This window comes from Caballeronia sp. INML1 (assembly GCF_023631085.1).
In the GTDB taxonomy this organism is placed as follows: Bacteria; Pseudomonadota; Gammaproteobacteria; order Burkholderiales; family Burkholderiaceae; genus Caballeronia; species Caballeronia turbans.
This window is the reverse complement of the sequence record NZ_JALQDT010000036.1, coordinates 1-14890: the sequence shown is the minus strand read 5'-3', so window position 1 is coordinate 14890 and position 14890 is coordinate 1. Positions and strand designations below refer to the sequence as shown.

Here is a 14890-nt window from a genome sequence, read left to right as displayed (position 1 = left end):
TCAGCGCCTGCGCGAAAGGCTCAAGTCTCTCCCCAACGAAAAACGACCCGGACGCGCATGCGACCGGGTCGTCAAATCCCGCCCTAAACGGTACACCGTTCGTTATCTAAGAAAAGACCTTAACTGAACGGCATTACCGCTTATGCGGGGTTTTTTTGCGTTCAAGCGAGCAATTCCGGCTCGGCGGGCAAGCGCCAGTCGATTGCCTCACGCCCGTACTCGGTCAGGTATTCGTTCGCGCGCGCGAAATGTCCGCAGCCGAAAAATCCGCGATACGCCGACAACGGTGAAGGATGCGCCGCCTCCAGCACGCAATGCGATTTCCCCGTGCCTTCGATCAAACCGCGCTTTGCCTGCGCGTGCGCACCCCACAGCATGAACACGAGCCCGTCGTGACGCTGCGCCATTTCGTGGATCAGCGTATCGGTGCATTGCTCCCAGCCGCGTTTCGCGTGGCTGCCGGCTTTGTCGCGCTCGACCGTCAGCGACGTGTTGAGCAGCAGCACGCCTTGCTTCGCCCACGAATCGAGACAACCGTGCGCGGGCGCGGGAAACCCGAGACTTGCGTGAATCTCCTTGAAGATGTTGCGCAACGAAGGCGGCGGACGCACCGGCGCGGGCACCGAGAACGCCAGGCCGTGCGCTTGCGGCGCACCCTTGTCCTCGCCGTGATACGGGTCTTGCCCGAGAATCACGACTTTCACGTCGCCGGGATTCGTGAGACGCAGCGCGCGGAAAACATCGGCGGGATAAACTGTCTTGCCGGCGGCGCGCTCGTCATCGACGAATGCGCACAACGCGGCGTAGTGCTTGCTTTCGATGAAAGGCTTCAGATGCGTGCGCCAGTCGGCGGGCAGCGCTTCGAACTGGCTTTCGAGCGTCGCGAAAGTCGACGCAGGCGCGGATTCGTTATCCGCGAAAAGGGACGGCTGTTGGCTCATGCTCGGGCGTTGCGGTTTTTTTCGGGCTGTCCGCGCAGCAGATATCCGCGCTGGGCTTTGCTGAGATCCTCGGGAACGAGTTCGGGAAACGCGCCGCGCAATTCGGCGGCGAGCATCGAAAGCGCGGTTTCTTCGCCGGACTTCAGTTCCAGTTCCAGTTCGCTGATGTCCGCGCGACGCGTCTCGCCGTCGACGTCGGCGGTGATCTGGCCGACATCCAGCGCGACTTCGATCTGCGAACCTTCCCGCTCGATATCCCACACGATGCGCCTGAAGTCGGTCTTGAAGAGCGCGATCAGACCGGGCGCGGCGCGTGCCAGCGCTTCGCGTGCGGTGTCGTCGTCGCAAGCGGCGATCAGGGCGTCGATTTCGAGCGCTTCGCCTTCGACGGGCAATTCCCACTCGTGACGGTTGCTCAAACCCGCGACCGATTTGCCGAGCGTCTTGAACGTCTGCAGCCATTGCTCCGGCGTGCGGCGCAGGCGCAGCGCGGACTTCGCCTTCGCGAGCGCGCAGTCCGGCGTATCGAAATAGACGTTGGCAAGCTCGATCGGCTTGCCCGCGCCCGTGCGCTCGTCGAAGAAGCGCGCGACGTCGTCATGTTGCGACGGCGCGAGCGCGAGCTTGAGTTCCCGTTCGATGCCCATGCGGTTCCTGTCGGTGAAATCAGAAGAACATGCGTGCGAGTTCCGCGCCCGGATCGTCGGCGCGCATGAACGCTTCGCCGACGAGGAACGTATGCACGCGCATCGCTCGCAGCCGGTCGACATCGAGGCGCGACAGAATGCCGGATTCCGTCACGACGATGCGGTCATCCGGCACCGATTCCAGCATGCCGATGGTCGTGTCGATCGTCGTCTCGAACGTGCGCAGATTGCGATTATTAATGCCGATGAGCGGTGTCTTCAGCGTGAGCGCATCGCGCAGTTCGTCGGCGTCGTGCACTTCGACCAGCACCGCGAGCCCGAGCGAGTGCGCGTAGGCTTCGAGATCCTGCATTTGCGAGAGTTCGAGCGCGGCCGCGATCAGCAGGATGCAGTCCGCGCCCATCGCGCGCGCTTCGATGATCTGATACGGATCGATGATGAAGTCCTTGCGCAGCACCGGCAGGCTGCACGCGGCGCGCGCTTCTTCCAGATAGGCGACGCTGCCCTTGAAGAACTGCACGTCGGTGAGGACGGAAAGGCACGCGGCGCCGCCTTTTTCGTACGAGCGCGCGATATCGGCAGGCACGAAGTGCTCGCGCAGCACGCCCTTCGACGGACTCGCTTTCTTCACTTCGGCAATGACCGCGGCCTGATTCGCCGCATGTTTCGCCCGCAATGCGCCGACGAAATCGCGAAGGTCGCGCGCGCTGGCTTCGAGTTTCAGCTCTTCGAGCGGCGCGCTTTGTTCGGCGGCGCGAATTTCCTCGCGCTTGACCGCGATGATGCGATCCAGAATGTCACTCATGTTGGCTTCCGTTATTTCTTCGCAAACTGCTGCGTGAATTTCACGAGCGCTTCAATCTTTTCGCGTGCGGCGCCGCTCGCAATCGCTTCGCGCGCGGCGGCCATGCCCGCGTCGATCGAATCGACGACGTCCGCGGCATAAAGCGCCGTGCCGGCATTCAAGGTGACGATTTCGCGCGCCACGCCCGCCTTGTTGTTCAGCGCGCCGAGCAGCATGGCCTTCGATTCCTGCGCGTCCTGCACCTTCAACGAGCGGTTCGACACCATCTGCAGGCCGAAATCCTCAGGATGAATCTCGTACTCGGTCACTTCACCGTTCTTCAGTTCGCCGACTTTCGTCGCGGCGCCGAGCGACACTTCGTCCATGCCGTCCTTGCCGTACACCACCAGCACGTGTTTCGCGCCGAGACGCTGCATCACGCGAACCTGAATGCCGACGAGGTCTTCGTGAAATACGCCCTGAAGCTGGTTCGGCGCGGCGGCCGGGTTCGTCAGCGGCCCGAGAATATTGAAAATGGTCCGCACGCCCAGTTCGCGGCGCACGGGCGCGATGTTCTTCATCGCCGGATGATGGTTCGGCGCGAACATGAAGCCCATGCCGGTTTCGGCAATCGACGCGGCCACTTGTTCCGGTGTCAGATCGATGTTCACGCCGAGCGCTTCGAGTACGTCCGCGCTGCCCGACTTGCTAGACACGCCGCGGTTGCCGTGCTTTGCGACCTTCGCGCCCGCCGCGGCCGCAACGAACATCGACGCGGTGGAGATGTTGAACGTGTGCGAGCCGTCGCCGCCCGTGCCGACGATATCGACGAAATGCGAGTTGTCCTCGACTTCGACATGATTCGCGAACTCGCGCATCACGGTCGCGGCCGCCGCGATCTCGCCGATGGTTTCCTTCTTCACGCGCAAGCCGGTGATGATCGCGGCCGCCATGACGGGCGACATCTCGCCGCGCATGATCTGGCGCATCAGGTGCAGCATTTCGTCGTGAAAAATCTCGCGATGCTCGATCGTGCGTTGCAGCGCTTCCTGTGCGGTGATTGTCATGTTCTTAAGCCCGCTTGCCGGTGGATGAGTTCTTCACGAAGTTTTCCAGAAGCGCGTGGCCGTGCTCGGACAGAATCGATTCCGGATGGAACTGCACGCCTTCCACTTCGAGTTCCTTGTGACGCACGCCCATGATCTCGCCGTCCGGCGTCCATGCGGACACCTCGAGACAGTCGGGCAAAGACTCGCGCTCAATTGCCAGCGAGTGATAGCGCGTCACGTTGAAGTGTTTAGGCAGATCGGCGAACACGCCTTTACAGTCCGTCTCGATCTGACTGACCTTGCCGTGCATGATCGTCTGCGCGCGCACGACGCGCCCGCCGAATGCCTCGCCGATCGCCTGATGGCCGAGGCACACGCCGAGAATCGGCAGCTTGCCGGAGAATTCGCGCAATACGTCGAGCGTGATGCCCGCGTGTTGCGGATTGCTCGGTCCCGGCGAGAGGCAGATGCGCTCGGGGTTGAGCTTCGCGATAGCGTCGAGCGTGATTTCGTCGTTGCGATAGGTGCGCACGTCCTCGCCGAGTTCGCCGAAGTACTGGACCAGGTTGTAGGTGAAGGAATCGTAGTTGTCGATCATCAGCAGCATGGTCTTGTCTCCTCAGAAGTCGCTGTCGAGGCCGTCTTGCACTTGCTCGGCGGCGCGCAGCACGGCGCGCGCCTTGTTCTCCGTTTCCTGCCATTCGGATTCGGGCACCGAATCGGCGACGACGCCCGCTGCCGCCTGAACGTAGAGATTGCCTTTGTGGATCAGGCCGGTGCGAATCGCGATCGCGAGATCCATTTCGCCGCTGAACGACAGATAACCGACTGCGCCGCCGTAAAGACCGCGCTTGACCGGCTCCAGTTCGTCGATGAGTTCCATCGCGCGGACCTTCGGCGCGCCGGACAGCGTGCCGGCGGGGAAGGTCGCGCGCAGCACGTCGTAGTTATTCATGCCGTCTTTGAGCTTGCCTTCGACCGAGCTCACGATGTGCTGCACGTGCGAGTACTTCTCGATGATCATCTTGTCCGTCACGGAAACCGAGCCGGTCTGCGCAATGCGGCCGACGTCGTTGCGCGCGAGGTCGATCAGCATCACATGCTCGGCGATTTCCTTCGGATCGTTCAGCAGTTCGGTGGCGAGCTCGGCGTCGCGCTCGGGCGTGTTGCCGCGCGGACGGGTGCCGGCGAGCGGACGAATCGTCACGATGCGATCGTCCGCGCGCTTTTCCTGACGCACGAGAATTTCCGGCGACGCGCCGACCACGTGCATTTCGCCGCCGAAGTTGTAGTAGTACATGTACGGCGACGGATTCAGCGAACGCAGCGCGCGATACAGCGAAAGCGGATTGTCGCGGAACGGCTTGATGAGGCGCTGGCCGACCTGCACCTGCATCAGCTCGCCAGCCGCGATGTATTCCTTCGCCTTGCGCACGGCGTTCAGATAGTCATCCTTCTTGAACTCGCGGTACGTTTCAGTGCGCACGCTCGCGGACGTCACCGGCGGTTGAACCGTCGTACGCAGCCGCGCGCGCAGTTCGCGCAGACGATGCTTCGCTTTGGCATACGCTTCCGGCCTGGTCGGATCGGCGTAGACGATCAGATAGAGCTTGCCCGCGAGGTTGTCGATGACCGCGACTTCTTCGGTCAGCAGCAGTTGAATGTCGGGCAGGTCGAGATCGTCGGGCGGTGCGGTGTGCGCGAGCTTTTTCTCGATGTAGCGCACCGCGTCATAACCGAAATAGCCGGCGAGACCACCGCAGAAGCGCGGCAAGCCGGGGCGCGTCGCGACTTTGAAGCGCTTTTGAAATTGCTCGATAAACGCGAGCGGATCGCCGTCATCCGTTTCGACGACGTTGCCGTCCGTGACGACTTGCGTCTTGCCGTTGCGCACGCTCACGGTCGTGCGGGCAGGCAGGCCGATGAACGAGTAGCGCCCGAACCGCTCGCCGCCCACGACGGATTCCAGCAGGAACGAGTTCGCGCCGTTGCGCTCGGTCTGCGCGAGCTTGAGGTAAAGCGAGAGCGGCGTTTCGAGATCGGCGAGGGCTTCGGCGATGAGCGGAATGCGGTTGTAGCCTTCGTTCGCCAGCGATTGGAATTCGAGTTCGGTCATGTTGCGATCCTTGAGCGACGCGCGCTTTCAGGGGTGGCGCGGCATCGGGGAGTGCAGGGCGCTGCGGTCGGTCGAGTCCCGTGATGATCGCATACGGCGGCCCCGCCGCTTCGAATTGCCGAAGCGGGTAAGGCGACTCGCGCAGCACGACACGACGCGTGCCTGAGCGAGGCTCGATATACAGCGAATCAACGGAAACGGCGCGGAATGCGCAGCGAAACAAAAAACGGATGCCGAAGCAGATGAAGCAAAACGCGACATGGCTTCAGCGAACCTCGGGCGAGGTTAGCGCGACCAGCGACGCCAGGGCCAGGCTCCCCGGTCGATGCTGCTCAGACTCCGTTTTCTGTTGAGAAACATGAATGGATGGACTTATTCAGTGAGTGTTGCATCCGGCGGCGCCAGAGTGGCGGCTATCGCCAGCGCTGCGGTGCGCAGCGAGGAAACTATACCATCGGATTTCACCGATTGCACAGGTTTCCCATGGTTGTAGCCATACGGAACGGTCAGTGTCGCGAGGCCGGCGGCACGACCCGCGAGCGCATCATTTTCCGAATCGCCGACCGCCACGGTTTCGCGCGGCAAGACGTCCAGGCGTTCGCATGCGGTGAGCATCGGCAGCGGATCGGGCTTCTTCGCGGGCAGAGAATCGCCGCCGAGAATCACCTTGAAGAAATCCGCGATGCCGAAGTGCGCGAGCAACTCCACGGCGAACCGATGCGGCTTGTTGGTGACGCACGCGAGCAGGACGCCGCTTTCGCGCATCGCTTCGAGGCCTTCCTTCACTTCCGGGAAGAGTGCCGAGTGCTTGCCGTTGACCTTCGCGTATTCGCTCTGATAGATCGCGAGCGCGTCATCGAATTGCGCGGCCGCTTGCAACGGCGACAGGCGCACCGCGAGCACGCTGCGAATCAGATTCTCCGAACCCTTGCCGACGTAGTCCGTAACTTCATCGCGTGTGACCGGCTGTGCGATGCCGATGCGCGCGAGCATCGCGTTCAATGCGGCGACGAAATCATCCGCGGTGTCGACCATCGTGCCGTCGAGGTCGATGATGGCGGCCCGGATCGGGCGGTTCACAAAAGGCGACTGCGCCGCTGCGAGCTCACTCATTCCTTCGCTCCCGATTCGACCGTGGCCAGTTCCGCGCGCATCGCGTCGATGACCTCCTTGTAGTCCGGTTTGCCGAAGATGGCGGAGCCGGCGACGAACGAATCCGCGCCGGCTTCGGCGATTTCCGCGATGTTGTCGATCTTCACGCCGCCGTCGACTTCCAGATGAATCTCGCGCCCCGTGCGATCGCGATACGCATCGATGCGCGCGCGCGCCTCGCGCAACTTGTTGAGCGCCTCGGGAATGAACGATTGCCCGCCGAATCCCGGATTGACCGACATGATCAGCACGAGATCGACCTTGTCCATCACGTGGTCGAGGTAATTGAGCGGCGTCGCGGGATTGAACACGAGACCCGCCTTGCAGCCGTGATCGCGGATCAGCGACAGCGTGCGGTCGATGTGATCCGAACCTTCCGGGTGGAAACTGATCATATTGGCGCCGGCTTTCGCGAAATCCGGCACGATGCGGTCGACCGGGCGCACCATGAGATGCACGTCGATGGGCACGTCCACGTGCGGGCGGATGGCTTCGCACACTAGCGGGCCGATCGTGAGATTCGGCACGTAGTGGTTGTCCATGACGTCGAAGTGGATCCAGTCGGCGCCGGCGGCGACGACGTTGCGGACTTCCTCGCCCAGGCGGGAAAAGTCGGCGGAGAGGATACTGGGAGCGATGTGGAATTGCGCCATGGACGTATGCGGGTAGCGGCTTAAAGCAGTGATTTTAACCCGCGTTTTCCTTCGAGTCCTTCGTCCGAATGGCCAATGGATCGCGTGCGAACATGTCGTCGGGCGCCAATCGTGTTGCGGGCGCCGCTCGCATCAAGCAGAATGCCAGACCAATGATGGCGCGGTCGCGCGCTTTTCGTCCGCGGTTTTCGTCCGTGCTTTTGTCCGCGCTTTTGTCCGGTGAGGCAGCGACCAGTCGAACTGATATTGGAACAACGATGAGCCAGTACGAATTCAGCGTTTCCGTGGAGACGCGGTATTTGCCCGAACAGTCCGACCCGGATAGCCGTCAGTACGCATTCGCCTACACGCTGACGATTCGCAATACCGGTCAGGTCGCGGCGCAATTGATCTCGCGACACTGGATCATTACCGACAGCAACGATCACGTGCAGGAAGTGAAGGGGCTCGGCGTCGTCGGGCATCAGCCGCTTCTGCCTCCGGGCGAGCAGTTCGAATACACGAGTTGGGCCGTGATCGCAACGCCGGTCGGCACGATGCGCGGAGAGTATTTCTGCGTGGCTGAAGACGGCGAGCGTTTCGAGGCGCCTGTAGCGGAATTCGCATTGCATATGCCGCGCACGCTCCATTGAGCTGTAACCGGCGGCGCGTGACGCATATCAGCGGCGTTTCGCCGGATCGTTCGAGCGGTTCTGGTTCTTCTTCTTGCCCGATGCCGTCCACACGACGATGAAGATCAGCAAGGCGAGCGCCACGAGCGACTCGAGCGCAAAAATAAGCATTGGATATTCGTCGAACAGATCAGACATGGCGGTTCCCATCAAGAACGAGCATTGTATGCGTTTCGTGCGGCCGACCGCACGAGCAGCGGCCTGGGCCGCATCGATTGCAACCGCTGTCCTGCTCGCCTCGTGCGGAGGCGGCAACTACGTGAAGCCGGGCGCGAGCACGGCGACTGGCACGCCGATCGTTCCCGGACAGCGCTCCGCGTCGCGGCTAACCGCAGTGAGCTGGCAGCAGGTGCCGGGCTGGCAGGACGATTCGCTGATCGGCGCGACAGCCGCGCTGCGTCAGAACTGCAGCCGGCTCGCGCGACAGGCCAACTGGCAGAAGGCGTGCACGGCGGCGTTGCGGCTCGACGACCTGGATATGTCGGCGGCGCGCAGCTTCTTCGAAACCTATTTCACGCCCTTCCAGCTTGCCAACACCGACGGCACGCTCGACGGTCTCGTGACCGGCTACTACGAGCCGCTGCTGCGCGGCTCGCGCACGCGTCACGGGCCATATCAGTACGCGCTGTATCGCTGGCCATACCGCTATAAGCCCGGCTCCGCGTTGCCTGCGCGCGCGCAGCTCGAACGTTCGGGCGTATTGAACGGCAACGAGCTCGTGTGGGTCGACGATCCGATCGAGGTGTTCTTCCTGCAAGTGCAGGGGTCCGGACGCGTAAAGATGGAAGATGGCAGCGTCATGCGCGTCGGCTTCGGCGGCACGAACAATCAGCCGTACCGGTCGATCGGCAAGGAACTGCTCGATCGCGGCGAGCTCGCGCCCGCGCAAGCAACGATGCAAGGCATCAAGGCGTGGGCGAAGGCGAACCCGGCGCGTGTCGACGCGCTGCTGGACGTGAATCCGCGCTTCGTCTTCTTCCGCGAAATGCCCGCGAACGAAACGATGCCCGCAAGTCTCGGTGACGGGCCCGTCGGTGCGCTCGGCGTGCCGCTCACGCCTGAACGTTCGATCGCGGTCGATCCCTCGGCGATCCCGCTCGGCACGCCCGTCTTTCTTCAGACGACGCGTCCGCTCAGCAACCAGCCGATGAACCGCCTCGTGTTCGCGCAGGACACCGGCACGGCGATCAAGGGCGGCGTGCGCGCGGATTACTTCTGGGGTCTCGGCGACGATGCCGGCGATCTCGCCGGACGCATGAAGCAGGGCGGCAGGATGTGGCTGCTGTTGCCGAACTCCTGATTCTCGTGTGCTTTGCTGGCGACAAAAAAGCTCGCGGCTTTTACGGCTCGCGAGCTTTTTTACGTCATGACGTCAAGTTGCGCCGATCGATCACGCGTCGAGCCTTCCCAACCGAACGTTCGATGCCGTTCACCGCGAGCACCTTCACCTCGGCGCTCACGCCGATCAGCGCCTTGATGTCGTAGGCGAGCGCGGCCTTCGCGCTGTCGAGCGCCGCGATGTCTGGCGCCGATTCCGGACAAGGCTCCACGTTCAGCGTGAGAACGTCGAGAGGACCTTCCTTGGTAAGCACGATCTGATAGTGGGGCGCGAGCACCGGCCGCTTGAGCAGCAACTCTTCGATCTGCGTCGGGAAGACGTTCACGCCGCGCACGATCATCATGTCGTCGGAGCGACCCGTGATTTTCTCCATGCGACGCATCGTGCGAGCGGTGCCGGGCAGCAGGCGCGTCAGATCGCGCGTGCGATAGCGAATGATCGGCAGCGCTTCCTTCGTGAGCGATGTGAACACGAGCTCGCCAAATTCGCCGTCGGGTAGCACTTCGCCGGTTTCCGGATCGATGATCTCGGGATAAAAATGATCTTCCCAGATCGTCGGGCCGTCCTTGGTCTCCGCGCATTCGGACGCCACGCCAGGCCCCATCACTTCGGAGAGCCCGTAAATGTCGACGGCGTCGATGCCCATGCGCGTCTCGATCGCGCGACGCATGTCGTTCGTCCAGGGCTCGGCGCCGAAAATGCCGATGCGCAAGGAGCACGACGCCGGATCGATGCCCTGGCGCTCGAGTTCATCGGCGATCGAGAGCATGTAACTCGGCGTGACCATGATGATGTCGGGGCGGAAGTCCTGAATCAGTTGCACCTGTTTTTCGGTCTGACCGCCGCCGAAGGGAATGACCGTGAGGCCCGCGCGCTCCGCACCGTAATGTGCGCCGAGTCCGCCGGTGAAAAGTCCGTAACCGTAGCTCACATGGACCTTGTCACCACGCCGCGCGCCGGCGGCGCGGATCGAGCGCGCGACGAGGTTCGCCCAGTTGTCCAGATCTTGCGCGGTGTAGCCGACGACTGTCGGCTTGCCCGTCGTGCCGGACGACGCGTGAATGCGCGAGACGCGTTCCTGGGGCACGGCGAACATGCCGAACGGGTAGTTATCGCGCAGATCCTTTTTGGTCGTGAAGGGAAAGCGCGCGAGATCCGAAAGCGAGTTGACGTCATCCGGATGCACGCCGGCTTCGTCGAACTTGCGCCGATAGACGGGGGAATTCTCGTACGCGTGTTTGAGCGTCCATTTGAGGCGTTCGAGTTGCAGCGCGGCGAGTTCGTCGCGGCTTGCCTTTTCGATCGGCTCGAGCGGCAGCGGTGTGGTCATTGCTGTCTCCTTGATGCTGACTGTGCGGCGCGGCTTTTTCGTGCCACGTCCGTCATATGACGAGTCCCGTCATGCGGGGATCACGGTACCTCTGATTTGCGCTGACTTGCCGCGAAACATTGCGACCGCTTCGCCTTCCCGATTCGTGACGCGGATGTCGTAGATGCCCGTGCGGCCGCTCAAGGTCTGCTCGATCGCCTCGGCAGTCAGACGATCGCCGCCCCGCACAGGACGTAGAAACTCGATCGAGCAACCCGCGGCGACCGTGCTGATGTTGTATGAATTGCAGGCGAAGGCGAACGCGGAGTCCGCCAGGGTGAACATCAGCCCGCCGTGGCAAATCGCATGACCGTTGAGAAAATCGGCGCGCACTTCCATTTGCAGCCGCGCATAGCCCGGCCGCACTTCAATCAGCTCGATGCCGAGCGCGCGGGTGCACGCGTCCGCTTCGTACATGGCTTTGGCTGTGGCTTCCGCGAGTTGTTGTGGCGTCACAAGTGTCTCCAGATTCCAGATTGATTCGGTGCTCACAGGCCTTCGAAGCGCGGCGCGCGCTTCTCCTTGAACGCCGCGACACCCTCGATGTAATCGGGCGAGGCGCCCAGCTCGCGCTGCAGATCGCGTTCGAGGTCGAGCTGCTGATCGAAAGTCTTGTTCGCGCCCGCTCGGATCGCCTGTTTGATCGCGATGACCGCACGCGCCGGCTGCTGCGCAAGTTGCGCGGCCAGTTGCGCTGCCGCCTGCGGCAACTCGGCGTCGTCGACGACGCGCCACACGATGCCCCAAGCCTCCGCTTTTTCCGCGCTGAGCTTTTCGCCCGTCAGCGCGAGGCCGAGCGCGCGCGCTTCACCGACGCGGCGCGGCAAGAGCCAGGTTCCGCCCGAATCCGGCACGAGGCCGATCTTCACGAATGCCTGGATGAAACTCGCCGATCGCGCCGCGACGACGAGGTCGCACGCCATCGCGAGATTCGCGCCCGCGCCAGCGGCGGTGCCGTTCACAGCGGCGATGACAGGCAGCGGCATGGCCTGCAGTCGTCGGACGAGCGGATTAAAGTGCTCGTCGATCAGGTCCCCGAGATCCGAGATCGAACCGGGCGTGAAATCCAGATCTGCGAGATCCTGGCCCGCGCAAAAACCGCGGCCGGCGCCAGTAATGACCAACGCGCGCGCGTTGCCCGCCTCTATTTCAGTAAGCACCCGATTCAGTTCACGATGCATCTCGCGCGTGAAGCTGTTGAGCTTGTCGGGTCGATTGAGCGTCAACGTCGCGACGCGCGTTTCGCGATCGACGTGGACCAACACGGACTTCTCTGTCATTGCTTCTCCTCCGTCGCCGAGTCTGGCCGCAGCGGCTGTGCCGGCCTGTTTTCCTTGCAATCCGATACTAGCCGCGCAGCCGGCTGCTTTCCATTAGGCCGAATGGCATAAGCCGTTTGCACGGCGGTTCGGCCTTCGCGTTGTGCAGTTTGGCTTATGCCGTTTGGCCGACTTCCGCTTGCGCAGCCTTCGGAGCAACATGAACTCGGCTCTGCACCACGCGGAAGCGATTGGCGACGAACGCGGCGTCAGACAGCGCGGCATTGGCTGCCGGATTGGCGCCCGTTCCGTGGAAGTCCGAGAACGCAGCCGTTTGATTGACGAAAACGCCGCCGGTGAGGTTGATCGAGAGCGCGACGCCGCCTTCAATGGCTGCTTCATGCGCGGCTTCGATGACCTTGTCGTCGGTGCTGTAGACCGACAACGTCAACGCGCCGTGTGTGCGTGCGATCGAGCCGGCGAGTTCGAGCGATTGCGCGGTCGAGTCAGTCGCGATCACGAACGAGATCGGGCCGAACCATTCCTTGGTGAAGTTGGCCTCGTCGGTGCGTGCGTCGAGCTTGAGCATCAGCGGGGTGTGCACGCGTGCTTCAGGAAATGCCGGGTGCACGAGCGATTGACTGTCGAGGAGAACGTCGCCAAGTTTGCGCGCTTCGGCGACGCGTTCCACGACGCCTTCGTTCTGAATGGCGCCCGTGAGTTCGACAGCGCGTGCCGCATCGGACGTTAGTTTTTCGAGGGCGCTCGCGAGCGCTTTCGCGACGTCATCGAAGCTCAACTGGCCGTCGGCTGTGCGTATGCCATCGCGCGGCACGTAGATATTCTGCGGCGCCGTGCACATTTGACCCGAATAGAGGGCGAGCGAAAAGGCGATGTTGCGTGCGGCGGCCTTCATGTCGTCCACGGAGTCGATGACGATCTGATTCACGCCGGCCTTTTCGGTGTACACCTGGGCCTGATGCGCATTGCGCTCGAGCCACGTGCCGTTTTGCGTGCTGCCCGTGAAGTCGATCAGCTTGATTTCGGGACGCACGGCCAGTTCTTGAACCAGCCCGCCGTCGTTGGGTTCGGTGGCGAGCAGGGTGACGACGTTTGGATCGAATCCCGCCTCGCGAAGGACTTCACGGGCGATGCGCACCGTGATTGCGAGCGGCAGGATCGCGCCTGGGTGCGGCTTGACGATGACGGTGTTGCCCGTTGCGAGATCGGCGAACATGCCGGGATAGCCGTTCCAGGTCGGGAAGGTGCAGCAGCCGAGCACGAGGCCCGTGCCGCGCGGGACGACGGAGAAGCGCTTGTGCATCGCAAGCGGCGGGTTCTTGCCTTGCGGTTTTTCCCAATGCGCTTCGGCGGGAATGCGGCGCAGTTGGTCCCACGCGTAGACGACGGCTTCGAGCGCGCGGTCTTGCGCGTGCGGGCCACCGGCCTGGAAAGCCATCATGAATGCCTGGCCGGTCGTATGCATCACGCTGTACGCAATCTCGAAACTGGCGCGGTTCAGACGCGAAAGAATTTCGAGGCTCACGCCGACCCATGCTTGTGGCCCGGCAGAGCGCCAGTCGGCCTGAGCGTCGGCTGCGGCTCGGATGAGCGCGTCCGGACTGGACTTCGGATAGCGGATGTCGAGCGCGATGCCGAACGGCGAGCGCTCCTTCCCGACCGTCTCGTCCGTCGACGGCTGATCGAGTTCGAAGGTCTTGCCGAAGTGGGCTTTGAACGCGGCTTCTCCATCGGCGTTGGCCGTTTCCCCGTACACTTTGGGGCTCGGCATTTCGGCAAACGGGCTCCAGTAGCCGCGCGTTTCGATGGCTGTGAGCGCTTTGGCGAGCGTCGCTTCGTGCTTCGTGAATAGCGGATGTGTCATGGTCGAGAGAAGAGAACGAAGGGAAGGTGCCGGGCCGAATAATTAACCGACCGGTTGGTTGGTAATGGTAGCATTATCGGAATGCTGTGACGACGTCTTTTCATTAGGGCTTACCTGAGGATCCCAAGGAGGAGCGAATGGCTTACGAGAATCTGCTGGTGGAAACGCGCGGTCGGGTCGGGCTGATTACGCTGAACCGCCCGAAAGCGCTCAATGCGCTCAACGATGCGTTGATGGACGAACTGGGCACGGTGCTCAAGGCCTTCGACGCCGACGAGAACATCGGCGCGATCGTCTTGACCGGAAGCGAGAAGGCGTTCGCGGCCGGCGCTGACATTGGCATGATGGCCAGCTATTCCTATATGGATGTCTATAAGGGCGACTACATCACGCGCAATTGGGAAACAATCCGCACGATTCGCAAACCCATCATCGCAGCGGTCGCGGGCTTCGCGCTCGGCGGCGGCTGCGAACTTGCGATGATGTGCGACATCGTCATCGCAGCCGATACCGCCCGGTTCGGTCAACCGGAGATCAAGCTTGGCGTGATCCCAGGTGCTGGAGGCACCCAGCGCTTGCCGCGCGCCGTCTCCAAGGCCAAGGCGATGGATCTCTGCCTGACCGCGCGCATGATGGATGCTGACGAGGCCGAGCGCGCTGGGCTTGTGTCGCGGGTCGTCGGGGCGGATCGCCTGCTCGATGAGGCTGTCGAAGCGGCGACGATCATCGCCGGCTTCTCGCTTCCCGCCGTAATGATGGCCAAGGAGGCGGTCAACCGCGCTTACGAGACGACGCTTGCCGAGGGCGTGCATTTCGAGAGGCGCTTGTTCCATTCGCTGTTCGCAACGGAAGATCAGAAGGAGGGCATGGCGGCGTTCGTCGAGAAGCGGAAGCCGGTCTTCAAGCATCGGTGATTATTAGGTGAGAAAGCGCTTGCGCTTCTCGGTCTCACTCACTAGAATTCCGTTCCTTCGCGATTCGATGAACGCGAAGGAAGCGAGAGTAGAGGCGGTATCGGTGGTGTG

The 14890-nt window shown here is 62.6% G+C and carries 15 protein-coding genes; 3 read left to right on the top strand and 12 right to left on the bottom strand.

The features are described 5' to 3' along the window. Nucleotides 1–161 precede the first annotated feature (161 nt). From NCR38_RS11800 to rpe, 8 genes are all read right to left on the bottom strand, one after another. Nucleotides 162–941, bottom strand: a complete 780-nt coding sequence (locus NCR38_RS11800; RefSeq protein WP_250477123.1) for a uracil-DNA glycosylase — start codon at nt 939–941, stop codon at nt 162–164. Beyond that, nucleotides 938–1588 carry a CYTH domain-containing protein gene (locus NCR38_RS11795; protein ID WP_250477122.1) on the bottom strand — a complete coding sequence of 217 codons (651 nt, stop codon included), beginning with the start codon at nt 1586–1588 and terminating at the stop codon, nt 938–940. The genes NCR38_RS11800 and NCR38_RS11795 overlap by 4 nt, the downstream gene beginning before the upstream one ends. Nucleotides 1589–1607: 19 nt before the next feature. Next, the gene (trpC, locus tag NCR38_RS11790) at nt 1608–2393 is read right to left on the bottom strand and encodes an indole-3-glycerol phosphate synthase TrpC (protein ID WP_061121908.1); all 786 of its coding nucleotides are present in this window, start codon (nt 2391–2393) and stop codon (nt 1608–1610) included. Between the two features lie 11 nt (nt 2394–2404). Next, on the bottom strand, nt 2405–3439 hold the full coding sequence (gene trpD, locus NCR38_RS11785) for an anthranilate phosphoribosyltransferase (protein ID WP_250477121.1): 1035 nt from the start codon (nt 3437–3439) through the stop codon (nt 2405–2407). A gap of 4 nt (nt 3440–3443) precedes the next feature. Beyond that, complete coding sequence (locus NCR38_RS11780; RefSeq protein WP_061121906.1) at nt 3444–4028, bottom strand: aminodeoxychorismate/anthranilate synthase component II; 585 nt, start codon at nt 4026–4028, stop codon at nt 3444–3446. A gap of 12 nt (nt 4029–4040) precedes the next feature. Beyond that, nucleotides 4041–5537, bottom strand: coding sequence for an anthranilate synthase component I (trpE, locus tag NCR38_RS11775; RefSeq protein ID WP_061121905.1), 1497 nt, complete (start codon nt 5535–5537; stop codon nt 4041–4043). Nucleotides 5538–5909: 372 nt separating this feature from the next. Continuing rightward, the gene (locus tag NCR38_RS11770) at nt 5910–6650 is read right to left on the bottom strand and encodes a phosphoglycolate phosphatase (RefSeq protein WP_061121904.1); all 741 of its coding nucleotides are present in this window, start codon (nt 6648–6650) and stop codon (nt 5910–5912) included. Then, nucleotides 6647–7342, bottom strand: a complete 696-nt coding sequence (gene rpe / locus NCR38_RS11765; RefSeq protein WP_061121903.1) for a ribulose-phosphate 3-epimerase — start codon at nt 7340–7342, stop codon at nt 6647–6649. Before rpe ends, NCR38_RS11770 begins: the two co-directional genes overlap by 4 nt. A gap of 257 nt (nt 7343–7599) precedes the next feature. On the opposite strand from rpe, the gene apaG reads away from it, so the two are divergent. Continuing rightward, nucleotides 7600–7974, top strand: a complete 375-nt coding sequence (gene apaG, locus NCR38_RS11760) for a Co2+/Mg2+ efflux protein ApaG (protein WP_035510926.1) — start codon at nt 7600–7602, stop codon at nt 7972–7974. Nucleotides 7975–8071: 97 nt separating this feature from the next. Further along, on the top strand, nt 8072–9313 hold the full coding sequence (locus NCR38_RS11755; protein WP_250477120.1) for a murein transglycosylase A: 1242 nt from the start codon (nt 8072–8074) through the stop codon (nt 9311–9313). A gap of 64 nt (nt 9314–9377) precedes the next feature. On the opposite strand, the gene paaK is transcribed toward NCR38_RS11755, so the two are convergent. From paaK to paaN, 4 genes are all read right to left on the bottom strand, one after another. Continuing rightward, complete coding sequence (gene paaK, locus NCR38_RS11750) at nt 9378–10682, bottom strand: phenylacetate--CoA ligase PaaK (RefSeq protein WP_250477119.1); 1305 nt, start codon at nt 10680–10682, stop codon at nt 9378–9380. 69 nt (nt 10683–10751) lie between these two features. Next, on the bottom strand, nt 10752–11138 hold the full coding sequence (gene paaI / locus NCR38_RS11745) for a hydroxyphenylacetyl-CoA thioesterase PaaI (protein ID WP_250477124.1): 387 nt from the start codon (nt 11136–11138) through the stop codon (nt 10752–10754). A gap of 71 nt (nt 11139–11209) precedes the next feature. Next, entirely contained in the window at nt 11210–12001 is a 792-nt protein-coding gene (gene paaG / locus NCR38_RS11740) for a 2-(1,2-epoxy-1,2-dihydrophenyl)acetyl-CoA isomerase PaaG (RefSeq protein WP_250477118.1), read from the bottom strand. 154 nt (nt 12002–12155) lie between these two features. Beyond that, nucleotides 12156–13865, bottom strand: a complete 1710-nt coding sequence (paaN, locus tag NCR38_RS11735; RefSeq protein WP_250477117.1) for a phenylacetic acid degradation protein PaaN — start codon at nt 13863–13865, stop codon at nt 12156–12158. Between the two features lie 137 nt (nt 13866–14002). Between paaN and NCR38_RS11730 the strand changes: the two genes are divergently transcribed. Then, nucleotides 14003–14779, top strand: a complete 777-nt coding sequence (locus NCR38_RS11730) for an enoyl-CoA hydratase (RefSeq protein WP_061121897.1) — start codon at nt 14003–14005, stop codon at nt 14777–14779. The last annotated feature ends 111 nt before the right edge of the window (nt 14780–14890 follow it).

Excerpts from the sequence above, each read along its gene's own strand:
- NCR38_RS11800 (WP_250477123.1), bottom strand. The coding sequence starts at position 941 with ATGAGCCAACAGCCGTCCCTTTTCGCGGATAACGAATCCGCGCCTGCG.
- NCR38_RS11795 (WP_250477122.1), bottom strand. The coding sequence starts at position 1,588 with ATGGGCATCGAACGGGAACTCAAGCTCGCGCTCGCGCCGTCGCAACAT.
- trpC (WP_061121908.1), bottom strand. The coding sequence starts at position 2,393 with ATGAGTGACATTCTGGATCGCATCATCGCGGTCAAGCGCGAGGAAATT.
- trpD (WP_250477121.1), bottom strand. The coding sequence starts at position 3,439 with ATGACAATCACCGCACAGGAAGCGCTGCAACGCACGATCGAGCATCGC.
- NCR38_RS11780 (WP_061121906.1), bottom strand. The coding sequence starts at position 4,028 with ATGCTGCTGATGATCGACAACTACGATTCCTTCACCTACAACCTGGTC.
- trpE (WP_061121905.1), bottom strand. The coding sequence starts at position 5,537 with ATGACCGAACTCGAATTCCAATCGCTGGCGAACGAAGGCTACAACCGC.
- NCR38_RS11770 (WP_061121904.1), bottom strand. The coding sequence starts at position 6,650 with ATGAGTGAGCTCGCAGCGGCGCAGTCGCCTTTTGTGAACCGCCCGATC.
- rpe (WP_061121903.1), bottom strand. The coding sequence starts at position 7,342 with ATGGCGCAATTCCACATCGCTCCCAGTATCCTCTCCGCCGACTTTTCC.
- apaG (WP_035510926.1), top strand. The coding sequence starts at position 7,600 with ATGAGCCAGTACGAATTCAGCGTTTCCGTGGAGACGCGGTATTTGCCC.
- NCR38_RS11755 (WP_250477120.1), top strand. The coding sequence starts at position 8,072 with ATGAAGATCAGCAAGGCGAGCGCCACGAGCGACTCGAGCGCAAAAATA.
- paaK (WP_250477119.1), bottom strand. The coding sequence starts at position 10,682 with ATGACCACACCGCTGCCGCTCGAGCCGATCGAAAAGGCAAGCCGCGAC.
- paaI (WP_250477124.1), bottom strand. The coding sequence starts at position 11,138 with ATGTACGAAGCGGACGCGTGCACCCGCGCGCTCGGCATCGAGCTGATT.
- paaG (WP_250477118.1), bottom strand. The coding sequence starts at position 12,001 with ATGACAGAGAAGTCCGTGTTGGTCCACGTCGATCGCGAAACGCGCGTC.
- paaN (WP_250477117.1), bottom strand. The coding sequence starts at position 13,865 with ATGACACATCCGCTATTCACGAAGCACGAAGCGACGCTCGCCAAAGCG.
- NCR38_RS11730 (WP_061121897.1), top strand. The coding sequence starts at position 14,003 with ATGGCTTACGAGAATCTGCTGGTGGAAACGCGCGGTCGGGTCGGGCTG.